This window comes from Aeromicrobium phragmitis (assembly GCF_003674095.1).
Classification (GTDB): domain Bacteria; phylum Actinomycetota; class Actinomycetes; order Propionibacteriales; family Nocardioidaceae; genus Aeromicrobium; species Aeromicrobium phragmitis.
Genome location: NZ_RDBF01000005.1, coordinates 23,435 through 39,018, shown reverse-complemented (window position 1 = coordinate 39,018; position 15,584 = coordinate 23,435). Strand labels below are relative to the sequence as shown.

Genomic DNA, 15,584 nt, shown 5'->3' with positions numbered 1-15,584 from the left:
TCGGTGATCGCCATGAGTTGCTCATGCGCCGACAAGCCGAACTCGACCGCGTGCGTCGGCGCCGATGGGCATGGACATCTCTCACCGCCGACGCAGCTGCCGTCTTCCTCGGGCTGATCGCGGCCGTATCGAGCGGAAACCCGACTGCTGTGGCGACGGTTCTCGGCGTGATCGCGGTCGTGGTGCTGGCATGGCGACTCCTGCGGTGGGCGACGATCTGGCGCGCTACAGGCAACGACCTTGGGCACTGGCGCGACGTTCACCGGGCCCCCGGGGCCCCTGCGCCGGACCCGAACGTGCCGCCGGACGTGGCCACCGTCGACGACGTCCGTCACGCCCCTGACTTCGAGAGCCGAGCCCCCGTACTCCTTCGTCGACAGTATGCGGCGGTACTGCCGTTGCGGGCGGGAATGATGGCGGTGCTCAGTGGTGTGCTGCTTGGCATCGCCCTACTCGGCATCGTCGGCATCGCCCGGGCCGAGGGGGTCGTCGATCGCGTCGTCGCCGGCGCGATCGTCGTCCTTTCCACCGCTCTCATGGGAGCTCGGATTGGCGTGCTGTGTTCAGAGAGCTGGCAGGAGCAGCAGCGGCTCAACCGGCTGCGCACCGAGCTCGACGTCCTAGCGAGGCAGAGCGGCCAGGCACGACCCGTGGCTGGTCTGGCCGCCGCCGCCGTGGTGCTTGCCGTGGGTGTCGTCGCGCTCCTGGTGCGACGGATTCAGGACAGTGGCCTGGTACCCCTCCTCATCGCCGTGGCCCTCATCGTGGTCGCGGCCATGGTCGCGTTGCCCTTCGTGCTACGTCGCCGGCGACTTCACGTTGTGGCATTGCGCCCTCCGGGGGACTCGTTAGTGGACGCGCCGGACCGCTATGTCGAGGTCGAACTGAACGGCGACGTGATCACGCTTCGTGACCACGCTGGGCTCGCTGCACCATTCGAGCTGCGTAGGGATCACGTAGTCGAAACTTTCCCGGTGTCCCTGCACTGGCCGCTGGCGCCACCAGCGATCGCGATGGTGCTCCACGACAAGAGCGTCATCGTGCTTGCCGGACGCAAGGTCCACGAAGCGCTGCCGCAGCACTGGGCACAGCCTGATCGGCGATGACCGAGTTCGCCGATCGGGCGGCGCTCCTGCGTGAGCGTCAGCAGCGGCTCGACGTGCTTTTCGCCACGCGGGACCGTTGGCGCTCGTTACTCGCCGACGCCGCCGTCCTCGTCCTGGGTTTCGTGGCCGTGGTGGCGGTCGGTTCCGAGAGTATCGCCGCCGCCGGTTACGTGCTCGCGGCATTGATGATCGCCGGATTGGTGTGGCGTTGGATCCGCTGGTCCCAGACGCGACGGAAGGTCGCCGGTCCGATCCGCTACTGGACCTTCATCGATCGCGCTGTCTGGGCACGACACCTCGGCGGTGAGGTTCCCGACCGCCTGGTGACCGCGCACGAGGTGGCGCGCAGTGACGACTTCGACCGCCTGGCGCCGCGCGCGGTCGCCCTGGGTTACGGCAACGTATGGCATCCGCGGGTATTGATCGCGTCATGCGCGGTCGGGGCGTTGTTCGCCGTCACGGTGCCCGGCATCATCATCGTGCTGCTGGACGATCTCGACGCTGCCGCGCGGGCCGTGGCCGTCGTGGTCGTCGTGGGCTCGGTCGGCCTCGCCGGGGCTCGCCTGGTCGGCCTGGTACGGGATGTCTGGCTTCAGCAGCAAGTGCTCGATCTGACCCGGCTGGAACTGCGCACGATCGCGCGCTGGCGTGGGGTTCGCGAGCCCTCGTCGGGCCTCGGGTGGCGCTTGGTCCCGCTGGCATTGGTCCTGGTCTCACTGTTGGTCACGCGCGTCATCAGCGATGGCTGGCAGCCCTTTCTGGTGGCCGTGCTCGTCGTGCTGCTGCTGGCGCTCGCGTGCGTGCCGGCGCTGTTGTTGCAGCGGCGTTCGCACATCGTGTCTCTTCGGTCCTATGGCGATGCGCTCCTGGATCGGCCGAACCGTCGCGTCGCCGTGGACACGTCGGGCGACGCGGTCGTGCTGCGGAACCCGTCGTCGTCCGAGGCGCTGCGCCTCGACCCCGATCAGATCAGCGGGGCGCTCGACGTGCCGCTCGGCTGGCCGCTGGCTCCTCCCGCGACCGCGCTGGTCCTCGCCGACGGGGACATCGTCATCGTGGCCGGAGAAGCCGCTCGTCCGCTGCGCGAGCGATTCGCCGACCGTGCGCCGGTGCAGGACTGATCATCCGGGCCGCAGCGGCGGCGTGCCCGTGACTCAGATCGTAGAGTGGGCTCTGCCCCTGGAACCGCGCAGCGTCGCTGCCGACCGAAAGGACTCATGAGCGCTGCTGACTCGCGCGCCGGCCAGCTGGCCGAGCCCGCCGATCTCATCGACCTCGCCCACCTGGTGACCGCGTACTACACCGTGCGCCCTGACCCGGACGACCCCGCACAACAGGTGGCGTTCGGCACCAGCGGGCATCGAGGGAGCAGCCTCAACGGATCGTTCAACGAACACCACATCCTGGCCACCACCCAGGCGATCTGCGACTACCGCCGTTCTCAGGGGATCGACGGACCACTGTTCATCGGCCGCGACACGCACGCCTTGTCCGAACCGGCCTGGGCGACCGCGCTCGAGGTGCTCGTCGCCAACGACGTGACCGTGCTCGTCGACGCACAGGACGGCTTCACCCCCACTCCCGCGGTCTCGCATGCGATCCTGCGTGCCAACCGGGGCGGGGGAAGGGCCGACGGGATCGTGGTCACCCCCTCGCACAACCCGCCCGCCGACGGGGGATTCAAGTACAACCCGCCGCACGGCGGCCCGGCCGGCTCGGATGCGACGACGACGATCGCGGCGCGGGCCAACGATCTGATCGCCGACGGACTGCGCGACGTGCGACGGGTGCCGTTCACGAACGCTCGCGGCGCGTGCGAGGCGTACGACTTCCTCGGCACGTACGTCGACGACCTCCCGTCGATCGTCGACCTGCAGCGCATCGCAGACGCGCACGTGCACATCGGAGCCGATCCGCTCGGCGGCGCCAGCGTCGCGTACTGGGAGCGGATCGGTGAGGTCTACGGCCTGAATCTGGAGGTCGTCAATCCGCTCGTCGACGGAACGTTCCGGTTCATGACCCTGGACTGGGACGGCAAGATCCGCATGGACTGCTCGAGCCCGTCGGCGATGGCCTCGCTGGTCGAGCGCCGCGACCGGTTCGACATCGCGACCGGGAACGACGCGGATTCGGACCGTCACGGCATCGTCACGCCGGACGCGGGACTGATGAACCCCAACCACTACCTCGCCGTCGCCATCGACTACCTCTTCGGTGGGGCTCGTCCCGGCTGGGGGGACCGGACGGCGATCGGCAAGACTCTCGTCTCGTCGTCGATGATCGACCGGGTGGCGCAGGGTCTCGGCCGGCCGCTCACCGAGGTTCCGGTCGGGTTCAAGTGGTTCGTTCCCGGCCTCCTCGACGGCTCGTTCGGCTTCGGCGGCGAGGAGTCGGCGGGAGCCTCGTTCCTTCGCCAGGACGGCACGGTCTGGACGACCGACAAGGACGGGATCATCGCGTGTCTGCTGGCCTCGGAGATCCTCGCGGCCACCGGGAACACGCCGAGTCAGCGCTACGCCGACCTCGTGGCCCGCTACGGCGACCCCGCGTACGCGCGCACCGACGCGCCGGCGTCGCGTGAGCAGAAGGCCAAGCTCGGCACGATCGGTGCCTCCGATGTCACCGCGACCGAACTCGCCGGCGAGGAGATCACCGGGGTGCTCACCGAGGCGCCGGGGAACGGCGCCGCCATCGGGGGAGTGAAGGTCACCACCGAGTCGGCCTGGTTCGCCGCGCGGCCGTCCGGAACCGAGGACGTCTACAAGATCTACGCCGAGTCCTTCCGCGGCCCGGACCACCTCGCCCGCGTGCAGTCCGAGGCGCAACAGCTCGTCGACACCGTTCTCGCCTGACGTTGCACGCCCGCTGGTAATCTGGCGCGGTTTGCGGAGGGAGACGCAGACGTGACCGCACCACGATCGCCACGGGAGTACGAGTAAGTGGGTTCAACGGGGCTCCATGCCGTCGGCCGCGAACGGCAGAGCCCGCACGCGGAGACGGTGCCGCAGAGCGACTTCATCAGTGAACTCCACGGAGTCCGCGGCATCGCGCTCGCGCTCGTCGTCGTGTTTCACATCGTCGGCCAGGGCCGCGTCTCCGGCCGTGTCGACGTCTTCCTGCTCTTCTCGGGATATCTGCTGACGGCGAGCATGTTCCGCCGGTCGGTACGAAACGAGCCGGGGCGCGTCGCGCGACATTACGGGCGGACGCTGACGCGGCTCGTCCCGGCCGCGGTGACCGTCCTCGCCGCGGTGGTGGTGGCCGTCGTGGCCTTGCGCCCCCTCGGTGCTCAGCCCCAGGACGCCCTGAATCCTGGCGCGCGATCGGCCTGACGCAGCTGTACCTCGCCAGCGGCGTGTGCCACGCCGTCCTCGGGAACGTGATCACCCATCGAGACACGCGCCACTTCTCTGGGGCGTTCGCCCGCACCCTCGGCATCGCGTAGCGGCGCGTCGCTCCACAGCTCGGCTGCGAGGGAGCCGAACCTCTGGTGGACTGTCCCCATGACGACGATCACCCGGACGATCAAGGCCACGCCCGACGAGATCTGGGCGGTGCTGGCCGACGGATGGCTGTTTCCTTCCTGGGTCGTCGGAGCCTCCCGCATGCGCGATGTCGAAGAGACGTGGCCGGCGCAAGGGTCGCGCATTCACCACTCGGTCGGCGCCTGGCCCCTTCTCATCGACGATGCCACCATCTCGACTGGATGCATCCCCGGACGAGAGCTGCAGATGCGGGCCCGCATCTGGCCGGCGGGCGAAGCGCAGGTGCGCCTGACGCTCACTCCGCAGGGAGGCGAGACCCTCGTGGAGATGGAGGAAGACCTCGTCGCCGGACCGGCGACGTTGGTGCCCGGGATGCTGTCCGCCCCGCCGCTGAAGTGGCGCAACATCGAGACCCTCCGGCGGCTGGCATTCCTCGCCGAAGGGAATGCTCGGTGAGCCGAGTCGACGCGGTCGTCATCGGCTCCGGACCGAACGGTCTGGTCGGTGCCAACCGGCTCGCCGATGCGGGATGGTCGGTGCTCGTCCTCGAACAGCAACCCGACTTCGGGGGAGCGGTACGTCACGACACCGAGGTGTACGAGGGCTTCCGGCACGACACATTCAGCGCCTTCTACCCGCTCGCCGCAGCCTCTCCGGCGCTGCTCGCGCTGGATCTGGAACGGTGGGGGGTGCGCTGGCGACACGCGCCTGCCGTCCTCGGCCACCCGTTCCCCGATGGTTCCTGGGCCTTGCAGACGCGCGATCGTGAGCAGACCGCCGCGGGGTTCGAGCAGGCCCATCCCGGGGACGGCGAGGCGTGGCTGCGGCTCTGTGCGCTGTGGGACGAGATCGGCGAGCAACTGATCGGAGCGTTGTTGTCGCCGTTCCCGCCCGTTCGGCACGGCGCCGGTCTCGCCGCGAAGCTGCCCAAGGCCGGCGGCCTCGATCTCGTCAAGATGCTGCTCACACCCGCCATCGACCTCTGGCGCGGCCGTTTCCAGGGGCGGCACCCCACGATCCTGCTGGCGGGCAACGCCGGCCACTCGGACATTCCGCTTGCGGCTCCCGGCTCCGGCGTCATGGGTCTGCTCATGACGATGCTGGGACAGACCGTGGGATTCCCGGTGCCCGAAGGGGGTGCGGGAGAACTGTCGGCGGCCCTGGTCCGACGGCTCGAGGCGCACGGCGGAGCCGTCCGGTGCAACGCCGAGGTCACCCACATCGACGTCGACCGAGGGAGAGTCACCGGCGTACGGACGGCGGACGGCGAGCGATACGAGACCGACGTCGTCCTGGCCGACGTGAGCGCACCGGCGCTGTACGGGCGCCTGCTCGACGAGCATGATGTGCCCGCGCGCGTCCGCCGCCGCATGAGTACCTTCCAGTGGGACCCCGGCACGGTCAAGGTCGACTGGGCTCTCGACGGTCCGGTTCCGTGGGAATCGCCGCCGACGCACACGCCCGGAACCGTGCACATCGCCGACTCCCTGCCGCAGATGAGCGAGGCACTCTCGCAGGTGCACGCGGGCCTCATCCCGGACCGCCCGTTCCTGTTGACCGGTCTCATGGCCACCACGGATCCGACGCGTTCACCGGAGGGCACCGAGGCGATGTGGGCGTATACCCATGTGCCGCAGCAGGTCCGCGGGGATGTCGGGGACCAGCTCGCCGGCACCTGGGACCCCGACGAACGCGAACGGTTCGCGGACCGTATGCAGGCCCGCATCGAGGCGCTCGCTCCGGGCTTCGGTTCGCGGGTGCTGTCGCGTCGTGTGCTCGGGCCGCGCGAGCTCCAGGCGCGTAATGCGAATCTCTTCGGTGGCGCGGTCGGCGGGGGCACCCAACAACTGCACCAGGAACTCATCTTCCGACCGGTCGCCGGCACCGGGCGGGCCGACACCGCGATCCGCGGGCTGTATCTCGCATCGAGTTCGGCTCATCCCGGTGGTGGAGTGCACGGGGCGGCCGGCAACAACGCGGCTCGAGCCGCGCTGTTTCGGGCCCGGCTCCCACGCGCGCTCGGGATGCGTTGACCGGCGAACCGTGGCAGCGTCGAAGGCACGCCAACGAGCCTGAGGAGGCAGCCCACTCATGCGAGCTCTGACCTGGCAAGGCCGACGCGACGTGAGCGTCGAGAACGTCCCCGATCCGACCATTCACCACGACACCGACATCATTATCAAGGTGACCTCGTCGGGTCTGTGCGGCTCGGATCTGCACCTGTATGAGGTCCTGGGAGCCTTTCTCCACCCCGGCGACGTCCTCGGTCACGAGCCGATGGGTGAGGTCGTGGAGAAGGGGTCGGCCGTCACGAACCTGGAGCTCGGTGACCGCGTCGTGATTCCGTTCCAGATCTCCTGCGGCCACTGCTTCATGTGTGAACAGGGCCTGCAAACCCAGTGCGAGACGACGCAGGTCCGCGAGAGCGGCATGGGTGCGGCGCTCTTCGGTTACACGGACTTGTACGGGGGCGTTCCCGGCGGCCAGGCCGAGTACCTCCGGGTGCCGCACGGCGACTACGGACCGATCAAGGTCGACCAGGGACCTCCGGACGACCGTTTCCTGTTCCTCTCCGACGTCGTGCCGACGGCGTACCAGGCGGTGGCCTACTCCGGCGTCCGCGAGGGGGAGACCCTCGCGGTACTCGGTCTCGGCCCGATCGGGGAGATGGCCTGCCGCATCGCGCTGCAGCAGGGGGTGCGCGTCATCGGGATCGACATGGTGCCCGAGCGGATCGGCCGCGCCGCGTCGCGTGGTGTCGAGACGATCGATCTGTCGAGCGAGGACGTGCCCGTGGTCGTGCGCGAGAAGACCCAGGGCCGAGGTGCCGACGCCGTCGTCGATGCGGTCGGGATGGAGGCGCACGGCTCACCGGTCGCCGAGACGGCCCAGAAGCTCGTCGGGTTCCTGCCGCGGAAGGTCGAGCAGACGGTCATGACGAACGCGAGTATCGACCGCCTCGCGGCGTTCTACAGCGCCATCGACATCGTTCGCCGGGGCGGCACCATCTCGCTGAGCGGCGTCTACGCCGGTGCCTCCGATCCGCTGCCGATGCAGACCATGTTCGACAAGCAGATCACCGTGCGCATGGGCCAGGCCAACGTGCGGCGCTGGCTCGACGACGTCATGCCGCTCGTCGAGGACGCCTCCGACCCGCTCGGGCTCGAGACCTTCGCGACCCATCACGTCCCCCTCGAGCAAGCTCCCGAGGCTTACGCGACCTTTCAGGCCAAGCAGGACGGCGCGATCAAGTACGTCTTCCGCCCCTGAGCGGCGCGGAGTCGTTCGTTCTACGTCTTCGTAAACCCCCGGCGTCCACGACGAGCGCTAGGCGCTCATGCGGGCGCTACGGCTTGGTCCTGAGAGGAAAGGTCCGTCGACGATAGGGTGTCGCCGTCGAGTTCAGGAGAAGGACGCATTTTCGGAGGGCTCGGTGACCAAGGCTTGATGTTTTGAATCACGTCACCGTAGAACTCATCGACGGTTTCGACGACCGAGTCGATGAAGCTCCCTCGACCTCGACCACGTTTAGGTCCCATCGCAACGGAGAGCGCAACGCGGAAGCCCTTGATCTCCCGGTTCGAGTCGGGCGCGATCGACTTCGGGTCTTCGCGCACCTTCTCCAGTAGCTCCGTCGGCCCTTCTCCCCGGGCTCTCGCGATGAGCGTCTCGATACGGACGTCGGGGCGAGCGTTCTTCAATTGGCGGACGACCCAGTTCACTCTGGTGAGTTGGCGGCCGGTCTGGGGAGCAGGGATGTCCACCTGACAGGTCACGCGGCCAGCCCGAAGATCGGCCGACACCGTCAGGGGACCAACGGCATGAGGAATCCGCAAGCCGCCGGTAAGGCTGCCGTCTGACGCAAGCTGCTTCAACAGAGCTTCCATCCGCTCTTGCGGCTCAGCGATTTCTGCGCGGGTGAGCGCCGGCGTCACGTCGATGCCCAGCTGCTGCCCTAGACGCAAACCGGCGTAGCGCAGTAGCGCGTCGAAGCGCGAGGCCACCTCCGCGCCTCCAGCATCATTGGCGCGGAAAGTGCCAGAGGCGACCGACTCTCGGATCGAGACCCAGTGCTTACCCATGTCGTCGAGCTCGAGCGCGCCTGACTTTGAATGTTCGAGATAGCGGATGAGCTCGCCCAGGATCCACGCCTGCTCCGGATCGGAGACACCGCGGTGCTCCTTTTGCATGATCGCGGTAAAAAGCACGAACGACCACGGGATGTGGTGAAGTGCGACTTTGCGGAGCTTGCGGCGATCGACGGAAGTGGGATGGTGTCCAGGAATCGGAGGAATCTCGTTACTGATCGTGATGAGGGCATCGAAGCCCTCCGCCCGAGCGATATCCAGATAAGACTCGAGCTGCTGCGCCTCGAGTTCGTTCTTCCCGGTCTTCACCTCGATGAGCGCCGTCCACTGTCGTGATCCTCGGCGGATCCGGATAAGCCCGTCAGGGAACACCTTCCCCTCAGGACTCTCGAACGGAACTTCGATGAACGTCTCGGTGGTTCCGCGGATGGCCCCCAGCGGCGCTAGCAGTGCTTTCGAGAATTCGGGTACGACGCTGAGTACCGCAAGCGGGGCCGAAGTTGCGCGGCGCTCCTGTTCCTGGGCCCCGTTGATGCCGGATGTCGGGATCAGGCGGGCCTGATGCCAGCTCTCCTCATGCATACTTCCACCTCTCGTGATCAGAATCACGTTAGCCCAGAGGCGGACGGCAAGAGTTCATTTCCATGTGGTCGGCTGCGGTGTCGTCAGAGTCAGGCTGTGCCGCTGGGCCCCCACCGCAGACTGCGGTCGCCGGCGACCCCATCGCACAGGGACGCGGCCGTCGTCTCAGTCCTGGGTTGAGCCCAGCACCTGATCGGCAAGGGCGACGAGCCCGGCGCCGTCCAGCCCGCCGTAACCGTGAACCGCGTTGCGCCACATGTCCGGGACGGCCGAGGCGCCCCAGCGTGCTCCCAGCAGTCCGCCGGCGATGGCGGCGATCGTGTCGGTGTCACCTCCGGCACGGATCGCAGCGATCAGCGACATCGACAGGTGCACGGCGCCCTGGCCTGGCGTCGAGGTGACCGCGGCCCAGGCCGCTTGCATCGCCGCAACGGTGTAGCCGTTCGGCGTGAAGCTGCCGGGGTCGGCACCGGTCGCGGCCTCGATCCGCGCGCGCCACGAGCTCCGGCTGGTCGGTTCGAGGAGGTCGAGGCCCGCGACGAGGTCGATGTCCCCGCCCACGAGCGCGCGGCGGACCGCTTCGGTCCACAGCACGCACGACTCGACCGATTCCTGGTGCGGGTGGGTGAGGCGCGCGACCTCCGCCGCGGAGCGCGCCGTGCCGAGGCGGTCGTCAGGCCGCACGAGGGCGACGACCGCGGTACGCATCAGGGCGCCGTTACCGGCCGCGTGCGGCTTCTCCTCGAGCACCGCTCGAGCGGCACGCCGCATGGCGTCGGCCGTCGGCGCGGAGCTCGCGGCGAAGACCAGTTTCGTCTGTCGGCCGGCGTGTTTGACGCCGACGCGGCCCCACTCGAGGAAGCGCCGCGCGAGGTCGTCCAGCGCTTCCTCGTCGAGCCCGCCGTGGCGGGCGGCCGCCTCCGCGATGCAGACGGACATCGCCGTGTCGTCGGAGTACTCGCCGGGTCGAAGGTCGGACTCGGGTCGTCCGACCATCTCCGGGACCGCGTCATCGGCGAGTGGCGGACCGTACTCGTAGGGCACCCCCAGGGCGTCGCCGCAGGCCGACGCCAGCAGCACGCCCCGCGCGCGGTCACGGTGATCGGTCACTCGACGGTCAGCTCGCCCATCAGGTTCCAGTCGGAGGCGTCGATCTGTTCGCTGATGATCTGCGGCGTCGACGCGAGTGCCTGGGGAAGGTCCCTCATGGCCTGCTGGAAATGCTCCGACTGCACGTGGGCAGCGCCGGCCTCGCCGTCGCGGAACGCTTCCACCAGGATGAACAGGTTCGGGTCCTCGACGCTGCGCGACCAGTCGAACCAGAGGTTTCCCGGCTCTGCGCGGGTCGCCTCGGTGAACGGGGTGACGTGGTCGATCCAGCGATCGGCCCACTCTGGCTTGACGGGAAACTTCACGACGATGAAAATCATGCCTCCATTGTGACGCGTTCGAGTCGTGGAAGCCCTTGTGCGACCCCCCGGGGCAGGGCGTAGGCTAGGCAAGCCTTACCTACTGGAAGAAAGTTGAGTAGTGCCCATGCGCTCTTCGCGTGTCATGACCTCGGCGGTCGCTACGGCAGCCGCGGCCCTCGTCCTCGCCGCCTGCGGCTCGTCCTCCGATGACTCCGCTCTCGACGACGCGGCGGGCTCCGGCGAGTTCCCCGTGACGGTCGAGCACGCCTTCGGCGAGACCACCATCGAGTCCGAGCCTGAGCGGGTCGCCGCGGTGGGCTGGTCGAACGATGAGGTCGCGCTGGCACTCGGGATCGTCCCGGTGGGGATGACCAAGGCCAACTATGGCGACGACGACGGCGACGGCATTCTTCCGTGGACCGAAGAGCGGCTCGAAGAGCTCGACGCCGAGGCGCCCGTGCTGTTCGACGACACCGAGGGCGTCGACTTCGAGGCGGTCGCGGACACGCAGCCCGATGTTATCCTCGCCGCGTACTCCGGGCTCTCGCAGGAGGAGTACGACACCCTCAGCAAGATCGCGCCGGTCGTGGCCTACCCGGACACGCCGTGGGGTACCGAGTGGCGCGAGACGATCGAGATGAACAGCAGGGCGCTCGGGCTCGAGCAGGAGGGTCAGGACCTCATCGCCGATCTGGAGCAGCAGATCGCCGACGGTATCGCTGAGCGTCCCGAGCTCGAGGGCAAGACCGGCGCCTTCGTCTATCTCGATCCGTCGGACCTGAGCAAGGTGAGCTACTACACGACGCACGACCCGCGTGCAGCGTTCCTCGTCGACCTCGGCCTCCGGACGCCGGCGCTCGTCGAGAAGAGCAGCACGTCGACCGACCAGTTCTTCCTCGATCAAAGTGCGGAGGAGGCCGACGCCTTCGACGACACCGACATCCTCATCAGCTACGGGAGTGAGCAACTCCTGCCGACGCTGCAGGCGGATCCGCTGCTCTCGCAGATCCCGGCGGTCGCCGATGGCGCGGTGGTGATTCTCGAGGACAACACGCCGCTCGCCGCCGCGGGGAACCCGTCCCCGCTGTCGCTGCCCTGGGCGCTGTCCGATTACCTCGACCTCCTCGCCGACGCCGCTTCGAAGGTCCAGTGACCGTTACCCTCGTGAGAACAGCCGCACCGGACGACGCCGACCGGCGTCGTCCGGTGCCGGCGATTCTCGCCCTGCTGCTCGCCGGCGCCGCGGTCCTCGTTCTCGCGGCAGCGCTCTCTGTCGCGTTCGGTACCCGTGTGGTGGGGTGGAACGACCTCGTCAGCGCCTTCACCACCGATGCCGACGGCATCGCTGAGGCCGCCGTGCGCCAGCGCATCCCGCGGACCCTGCTGGCGATGCTCGTCGGCGCCTCGCTCGGAGTGGCCGGCGCCGTTCTCCAGGGTCTGACGCGCAACCCGCTCGCCGACCCGATGATCCTCGGGGTCACTCCGGGCGCCTCGCTGGCCGTGGTGTCCGGTATCGCGTTCTTCGGCCTCAGCACCGCCACCGGGTACATCTGGGTCGCCATCACCGGCGCCGCGCTCGCCTCCGCATTCGTGTACGGGATCGGCTCGCTGGGTCGCGGCGGCCCGACCCCGCTGAAGCTCGCGCTCTCCGGTGCGGCCACGACCGCCGCGTTCACCTCGCTGATCAGCGCGATCCTGTTGCCGCGCGTCGACGTCCTCAATTCCTTCCGGTTCTGGCAGGTCGGGGGCGTCGGTGGCGCCACCTACACGAAACTCGGCCAGGTGCTGCCGTTCCTCATCGTGGGGGCACTCATCTGCATCGCATGCTCTCGAGGGCTGAACTCTCTGGCCCTGGGCGACGAGCTCGCCACGGGCCTCGGCGAGCGGGTCATGGTGATTCGGGTCGCCGCCTTCGTCGGCGCGGTCACCCTGTGCGGTGCGGCCACGGCGGTCGCCGGGCCGATCGCGTTCGTCGGGCTCGTCGTCCCGCACGTCTGCCGGCTGCTGATCGGCGTCGACCACCGGTGGCTGTTGCCCTCCGCGGCGATGGTCGGTGCCCTGCTGCTCACCGTCGCCGACGTCGTCGGCCGCGTCGTGGCGCGCCCGTCGGAGATCGAGGTGGGCATCGTCACGGCCATCATCGGCGCCCCCTTCTTCATCTACGTCGTGCGCAAGCAGAAGGTGCGCGCCCTATGAGCGTCGACGTGCTTGCCGCCGGACGTACTCGCCGCGCCGTGCGCCGCCGCGGCGCTCTCGCGACGCTCGTCGTGCTCGTGGTCGCGACCTTCGTCGTAACGCTCATGGTCGGCCAGACGTTCTATCCGCCCGGCGACGTGCTGCGCGTCATCGCCGGCCAGACCGTGCCCGGCGCCTCCTTCACCGTCGGGGAGTTGCGGCTGCCGCGGGCGGTGCTCGGCGTGCTCGCCGGCGTGGCGTTCGCCCTCGGCGGCGTGACGTTCCAGACCATGCTGCGCAATCCGCTGGCGAGCCCCGACATCATCGGCATCACTCACGGTGCGAGTGCCGCCGCGGTGTTCGCCATCACGGTCCTCGCCGTGTCGGGAGCGGTGATCTCGCTCGTGGCGGTCGTCGCCGCGCTCGCCACCGCGATGCTGATCTACGTCCTGTCGTTCAAGGACGGGGTCGTGGGCACGCGGCTCATCCTCATCGGGATCGGGATCGCCGCGATGCTCCAGAGCGTCGTCTCCTACCTGTTGGTTCGTGCTGCCACCTGGGATCTGCCGGCCGCGATGCGCTGGATCACCGGCAGCTTGAACGGGGCGACGTGGAGCGAGGTGGTGACCCTTTCGGTGGCGGTCGCGGCGTTCGGCGCCCTGCTGCTGTCACACAGCCGTCGCCTCGACCTGCTGCAACTCGGGGACGACGCCGCCTCGGCTCTGGGCGTACGGGTGGAACGCACCCGGGTCACGGTCATCATCGCCGCGGTCGGGCTCATCGCGTTCGCCACGGCGGCGACCGGACCCATCGCCTTCGTCGCCTTCTTGTCCGGACCGATCGCGGCGCGCCTCGTCGGCCCGACCGGGTCGCTGCTCGTACCGGCGGCCCTCGTCGGCGCGTTGCTCGTCCTCGTTGCGGACCTGGCCGGCCAGTTCGCCTTCGGATCTCGCTATCCGGTCGGCGTCGTCACCGGAGTCCTCGGCGCCCCGTACCTCGTCTACCTGCTCATCCGCACCAATCGCGCGGGAGGTTCGCTATGACCGCCACCCACACGCTCCACACCGAGCGTCTCAGCCTCGCCTACGGGGAGCGCACCGTCGTCGACAACCTCGACCTGACGATCCCCACCGGCCAGATCACGACGATCGTGGGAGCCAACGCCTGCGGCAAGTCCACCCTGCTGCGCGCGATGTCCCGACTGATGGCGCCGACGTCCGGTCACGTGGTCCTCGACGGCAAGGAGCTGCACCGGTTGCCGACCAAGGACGTCGCCCGCACGCTGGGGCTGCTACCGCAGTCGCCGATCGCTCCGGAGGGCATCGCCGTCGCCGACCTCGTCGGGCGGGGCCGCCATCCGCACCAGAAGGTCTTCGCGCGTTGGAGTGCCGAGGACGAGGCGGCGGTGCTCGCGGCACTGGACGCCACCGACACCGTGGCGCTGGCCGATCGCGCCGTCGACGAGTTGTCCGGAGGCCAGCGCCAGCGGGTGTGGATCGCCATGGCGCTCGCCCAGCAGACGGATCTGCTGTTCCTCGACGAGCCGACGACCTTCCTCGACGTCAGTCACCAGATCGAGGTCCTCGACCTGCTCACCGACCTGAACCGCCAGCGCGGTACGACGATCGTCATGGTGCTGCACGACCTCAACCTGGCGGCCCGCTACGCCGATCACCTCATCGCGGTGGCCGAGGGGCGGCTGCACGCTGCGGGTCATCCGGCCGACGTGCTCACCGAGGCCACCGTGCGCGAGGTGTTCGGTCTGGAGAGTCAGGTGATGATCGATCCCACCTCGGGCAAGCCCATGATGCTGCCGATCGGCCGGCACCATGCGCGAGCGAACGACGTGACGCCGATCAGCTGATCGAGAGCATGGCGGTCAGGTGCTCCCACCTGGCCGTGGCGACCGGATCGCGCCGCAGCGGCTGCCCGATCGCGATCGAGCAGCGACGGGTGCGGTCGTAGAACTCGACGAGAGCGGCACCGTTCTCGGGCCGCACCACCCACGCCTCGGTGATCGCCGCCGGATCGACCCGGACGGTTCCGTTGCCGAGGCGCGCGAAGGTCATCGAAGCGCCGCCCCGCAACTCCTCGACGACGCCGTGGATCGCCAAGAGGCAGCCGGAGGCGGGGACGGCGAGCGAGACGGGAATGCGGTCGCGGTGCAGATGGTCGAGCGCGTGCAGTGCCAGCGCCGGGGCGATCGGGGTGACGAGGTGCGTGCCCCGGAGCAGATCAAGGGCGGCGCTGCGCAACGCTCCGCCGTCGGCGACGAGGGTGTCGAGGTGTCCCTGGGCGTCAAGTGACATGAGCTGGCGGGCCGCCGACTGAGGATCGCGCTCGCGCGCCCAGGGCAGGGATCGCAACGTCGTTCCCGCCCGGACCGTCGAGCCTGTGCCCTGACCTCGCGAGCAGACGACCCGGTGGACCACGTCGCCGTCCTGATTGAGGATGCGCACCATGCTGCCGTCCGCGTCGGTGGCGAAGGCATCGAGGGAGGCCGGACACAGCCGCACGGTCAACTCGTCGGCCGCCTGGCGCGGCCACGGCGCTCCCAGCCCGCCGAGCCGGCCGTAGGAGCCGGTCGCGCTCACCGCCGAGCTGTCGGTGGCGGTGGCCGCGACGGCGGTGCCGCCGAGACCGCTGAGGACGGAGCCCAGCAGGGCAAGGTCATCGCTCCAGCGCTCAGCGGGTGCGGGTTCGACGATCATGGGGGCTCACTCGGGAGGAGATAGT

Annotated in this window: 15 protein-coding genes; 11 read left to right on the top strand and 4 right to left on the bottom strand. The window is 69.0% G+C overall.

The features are described 5' to 3' along the window. Window positions 1–23: 23 nt before the first annotated feature. The 7 genes from D9V41_RS08135 to D9V41_RS08105 all read left to right on the top strand — a co-directional run bounded on the left by D9V41_RS08135 (window position 24) and on the right by D9V41_RS08105 (window position 7,861). On the top strand, window positions 24–1,106 hold the full coding sequence (locus D9V41_RS08135) for a hypothetical protein (protein WP_121794064.1): 1,083 nt from the start codon (window positions 24–26) through the stop codon (window positions 1,104–1,106). Further along, complete coding sequence (locus D9V41_RS08130; protein ID WP_121794063.1) at window positions 1,103–2,227, top strand: hypothetical protein; 1,125 nt, start codon at window positions 1,103–1,105, stop codon at window positions 2,225–2,227. Before D9V41_RS08135 ends, D9V41_RS08130 begins: the two co-directional genes overlap by 4 nt. A gap of 96 nt (window positions 2,228–2,323) precedes the next feature. Then, the gene (gene pgm / locus D9V41_RS08125) at window positions 2,324–3,958 is read left to right on the top strand and encodes a phosphoglucomutase (alpha-D-glucose-1,6-bisphosphate-dependent) (RefSeq protein ID WP_121794062.1); all 1,635 of its coding nucleotides are present in this window, start codon (window positions 2,324–2,326) and stop codon (window positions 3,956–3,958) included. 87 nt (window positions 3,959–4,045) lie between these two features. Continuing rightward, complete coding sequence (locus D9V41_RS08120; protein ID WP_121794061.1) at window positions 4,046–4,438, top strand: acyltransferase family protein; 393 nt, start codon at window positions 4,046–4,048, stop codon at window positions 4,436–4,438. Between the two features lie 171 nt (window positions 4,439–4,609). Beyond that, a complete protein-coding gene (locus D9V41_RS08115) occupies window positions 4,610–5,047 on the top strand; it encodes an SRPBCC family protein (protein WP_121794060.1) in 438 nt (145 codons plus the stop codon). Then, on the top strand, window positions 5,044–6,624 hold the full coding sequence (locus D9V41_RS08110; RefSeq protein ID WP_121794059.1) for a phytoene desaturase family protein: 1,581 nt from the start codon (window positions 5,044–5,046) through the stop codon (window positions 6,622–6,624). The genes D9V41_RS08115 and D9V41_RS08110 overlap by 4 nt, the downstream gene beginning before the upstream one ends. A 58-nt stretch (window positions 6,625–6,682) precedes the next feature. Continuing rightward, the gene (locus D9V41_RS08105; RefSeq protein ID WP_121794058.1) at window positions 6,683–7,861 is read left to right on the top strand and encodes an alcohol dehydrogenase catalytic domain-containing protein; all 1,179 of its coding nucleotides are present in this window, start codon (window positions 6,683–6,685) and stop codon (window positions 7,859–7,861) included. Window positions 7,862–7,926: 65 nt separating this feature from the next. On the opposite strand, the gene D9V41_RS08100 is transcribed toward D9V41_RS08105, so the two are convergent. From D9V41_RS08100 to D9V41_RS08090, 3 genes are all read right to left on the bottom strand, one after another. Next, window positions 7,927–9,261, bottom strand: coding sequence for a stress response protein (locus D9V41_RS08100; RefSeq protein WP_121794057.1), 1,335 nt, complete (start codon window positions 9,259–9,261; stop codon window positions 7,927–7,929). Window positions 9,262–9,426: 165 nt separating this feature from the next. Next, window positions 9,427–10,371: an ADP-ribosylglycohydrolase family protein gene (locus D9V41_RS08095; RefSeq protein ID WP_121794056.1), complete on the bottom strand. Its 945-nt coding sequence runs from the start codon at window positions 10,369–10,371 to the stop codon at window positions 9,427–9,429. Next, the gene (locus D9V41_RS08090; RefSeq protein ID WP_121794055.1) at window positions 10,368–10,691 is read right to left on the bottom strand and encodes a putative quinol monooxygenase; all 324 of its coding nucleotides are present in this window, start codon (window positions 10,689–10,691) and stop codon (window positions 10,368–10,370) included. Before D9V41_RS08090 ends, D9V41_RS08095 begins: the two co-directional genes overlap by 4 nt. A gap of 106 nt (window positions 10,692–10,797) precedes the next feature. Between D9V41_RS08090 and D9V41_RS08085 the strand changes: the two genes are divergently transcribed. From D9V41_RS08085 to D9V41_RS08070, 4 genes are read left to right on the top strand one after another with little or no spacing between them, the layout of a single operon-like run. Continuing rightward, a complete protein-coding gene (locus D9V41_RS08085; protein WP_121794054.1) occupies window positions 10,798–11,826 on the top strand; it encodes an iron-siderophore ABC transporter substrate-binding protein in 1,029 nt (342 codons plus the stop codon). A gap of 11 nt (window positions 11,827–11,837) precedes the next feature. Beyond that, window positions 11,838–12,869 carry a FecCD family ABC transporter permease gene (locus D9V41_RS08080; RefSeq protein WP_121794262.1) on the top strand — a complete coding sequence of 344 codons (1,032 nt, stop codon included), beginning with the start codon at window positions 11,838–11,840 and terminating at the stop codon, window positions 12,867–12,869. Further along, complete coding sequence (locus D9V41_RS08075; protein ID WP_121794053.1) at window positions 12,866–13,891, top strand: FecCD family ABC transporter permease; 1,026 nt, start codon at window positions 12,866–12,868, stop codon at window positions 13,889–13,891. Before D9V41_RS08080 ends, D9V41_RS08075 begins: the two co-directional genes overlap by 4 nt. Further along, the gene (locus D9V41_RS08070; protein ID WP_121794052.1) at window positions 13,888–14,712 is read left to right on the top strand and encodes an ABC transporter ATP-binding protein; all 825 of its coding nucleotides are present in this window, start codon (window positions 13,888–13,890) and stop codon (window positions 14,710–14,712) included. The genes D9V41_RS08075 and D9V41_RS08070 overlap by 4 nt, the downstream gene beginning before the upstream one ends. Here the strand turns inward: D9V41_RS08070 and D9V41_RS08065 are convergent. After that, the gene (locus D9V41_RS08065) at window positions 14,705–15,559 is read right to left on the bottom strand and encodes a hypothetical protein (protein WP_121794051.1); all 855 of its coding nucleotides are present in this window, start codon (window positions 15,557–15,559) and stop codon (window positions 14,705–14,707) included. The genes D9V41_RS08070 and D9V41_RS08065 overlap by 8 nt on opposite strands. Between the last annotated feature and the right edge of the window lie 25 nt (window positions 15,560–15,584).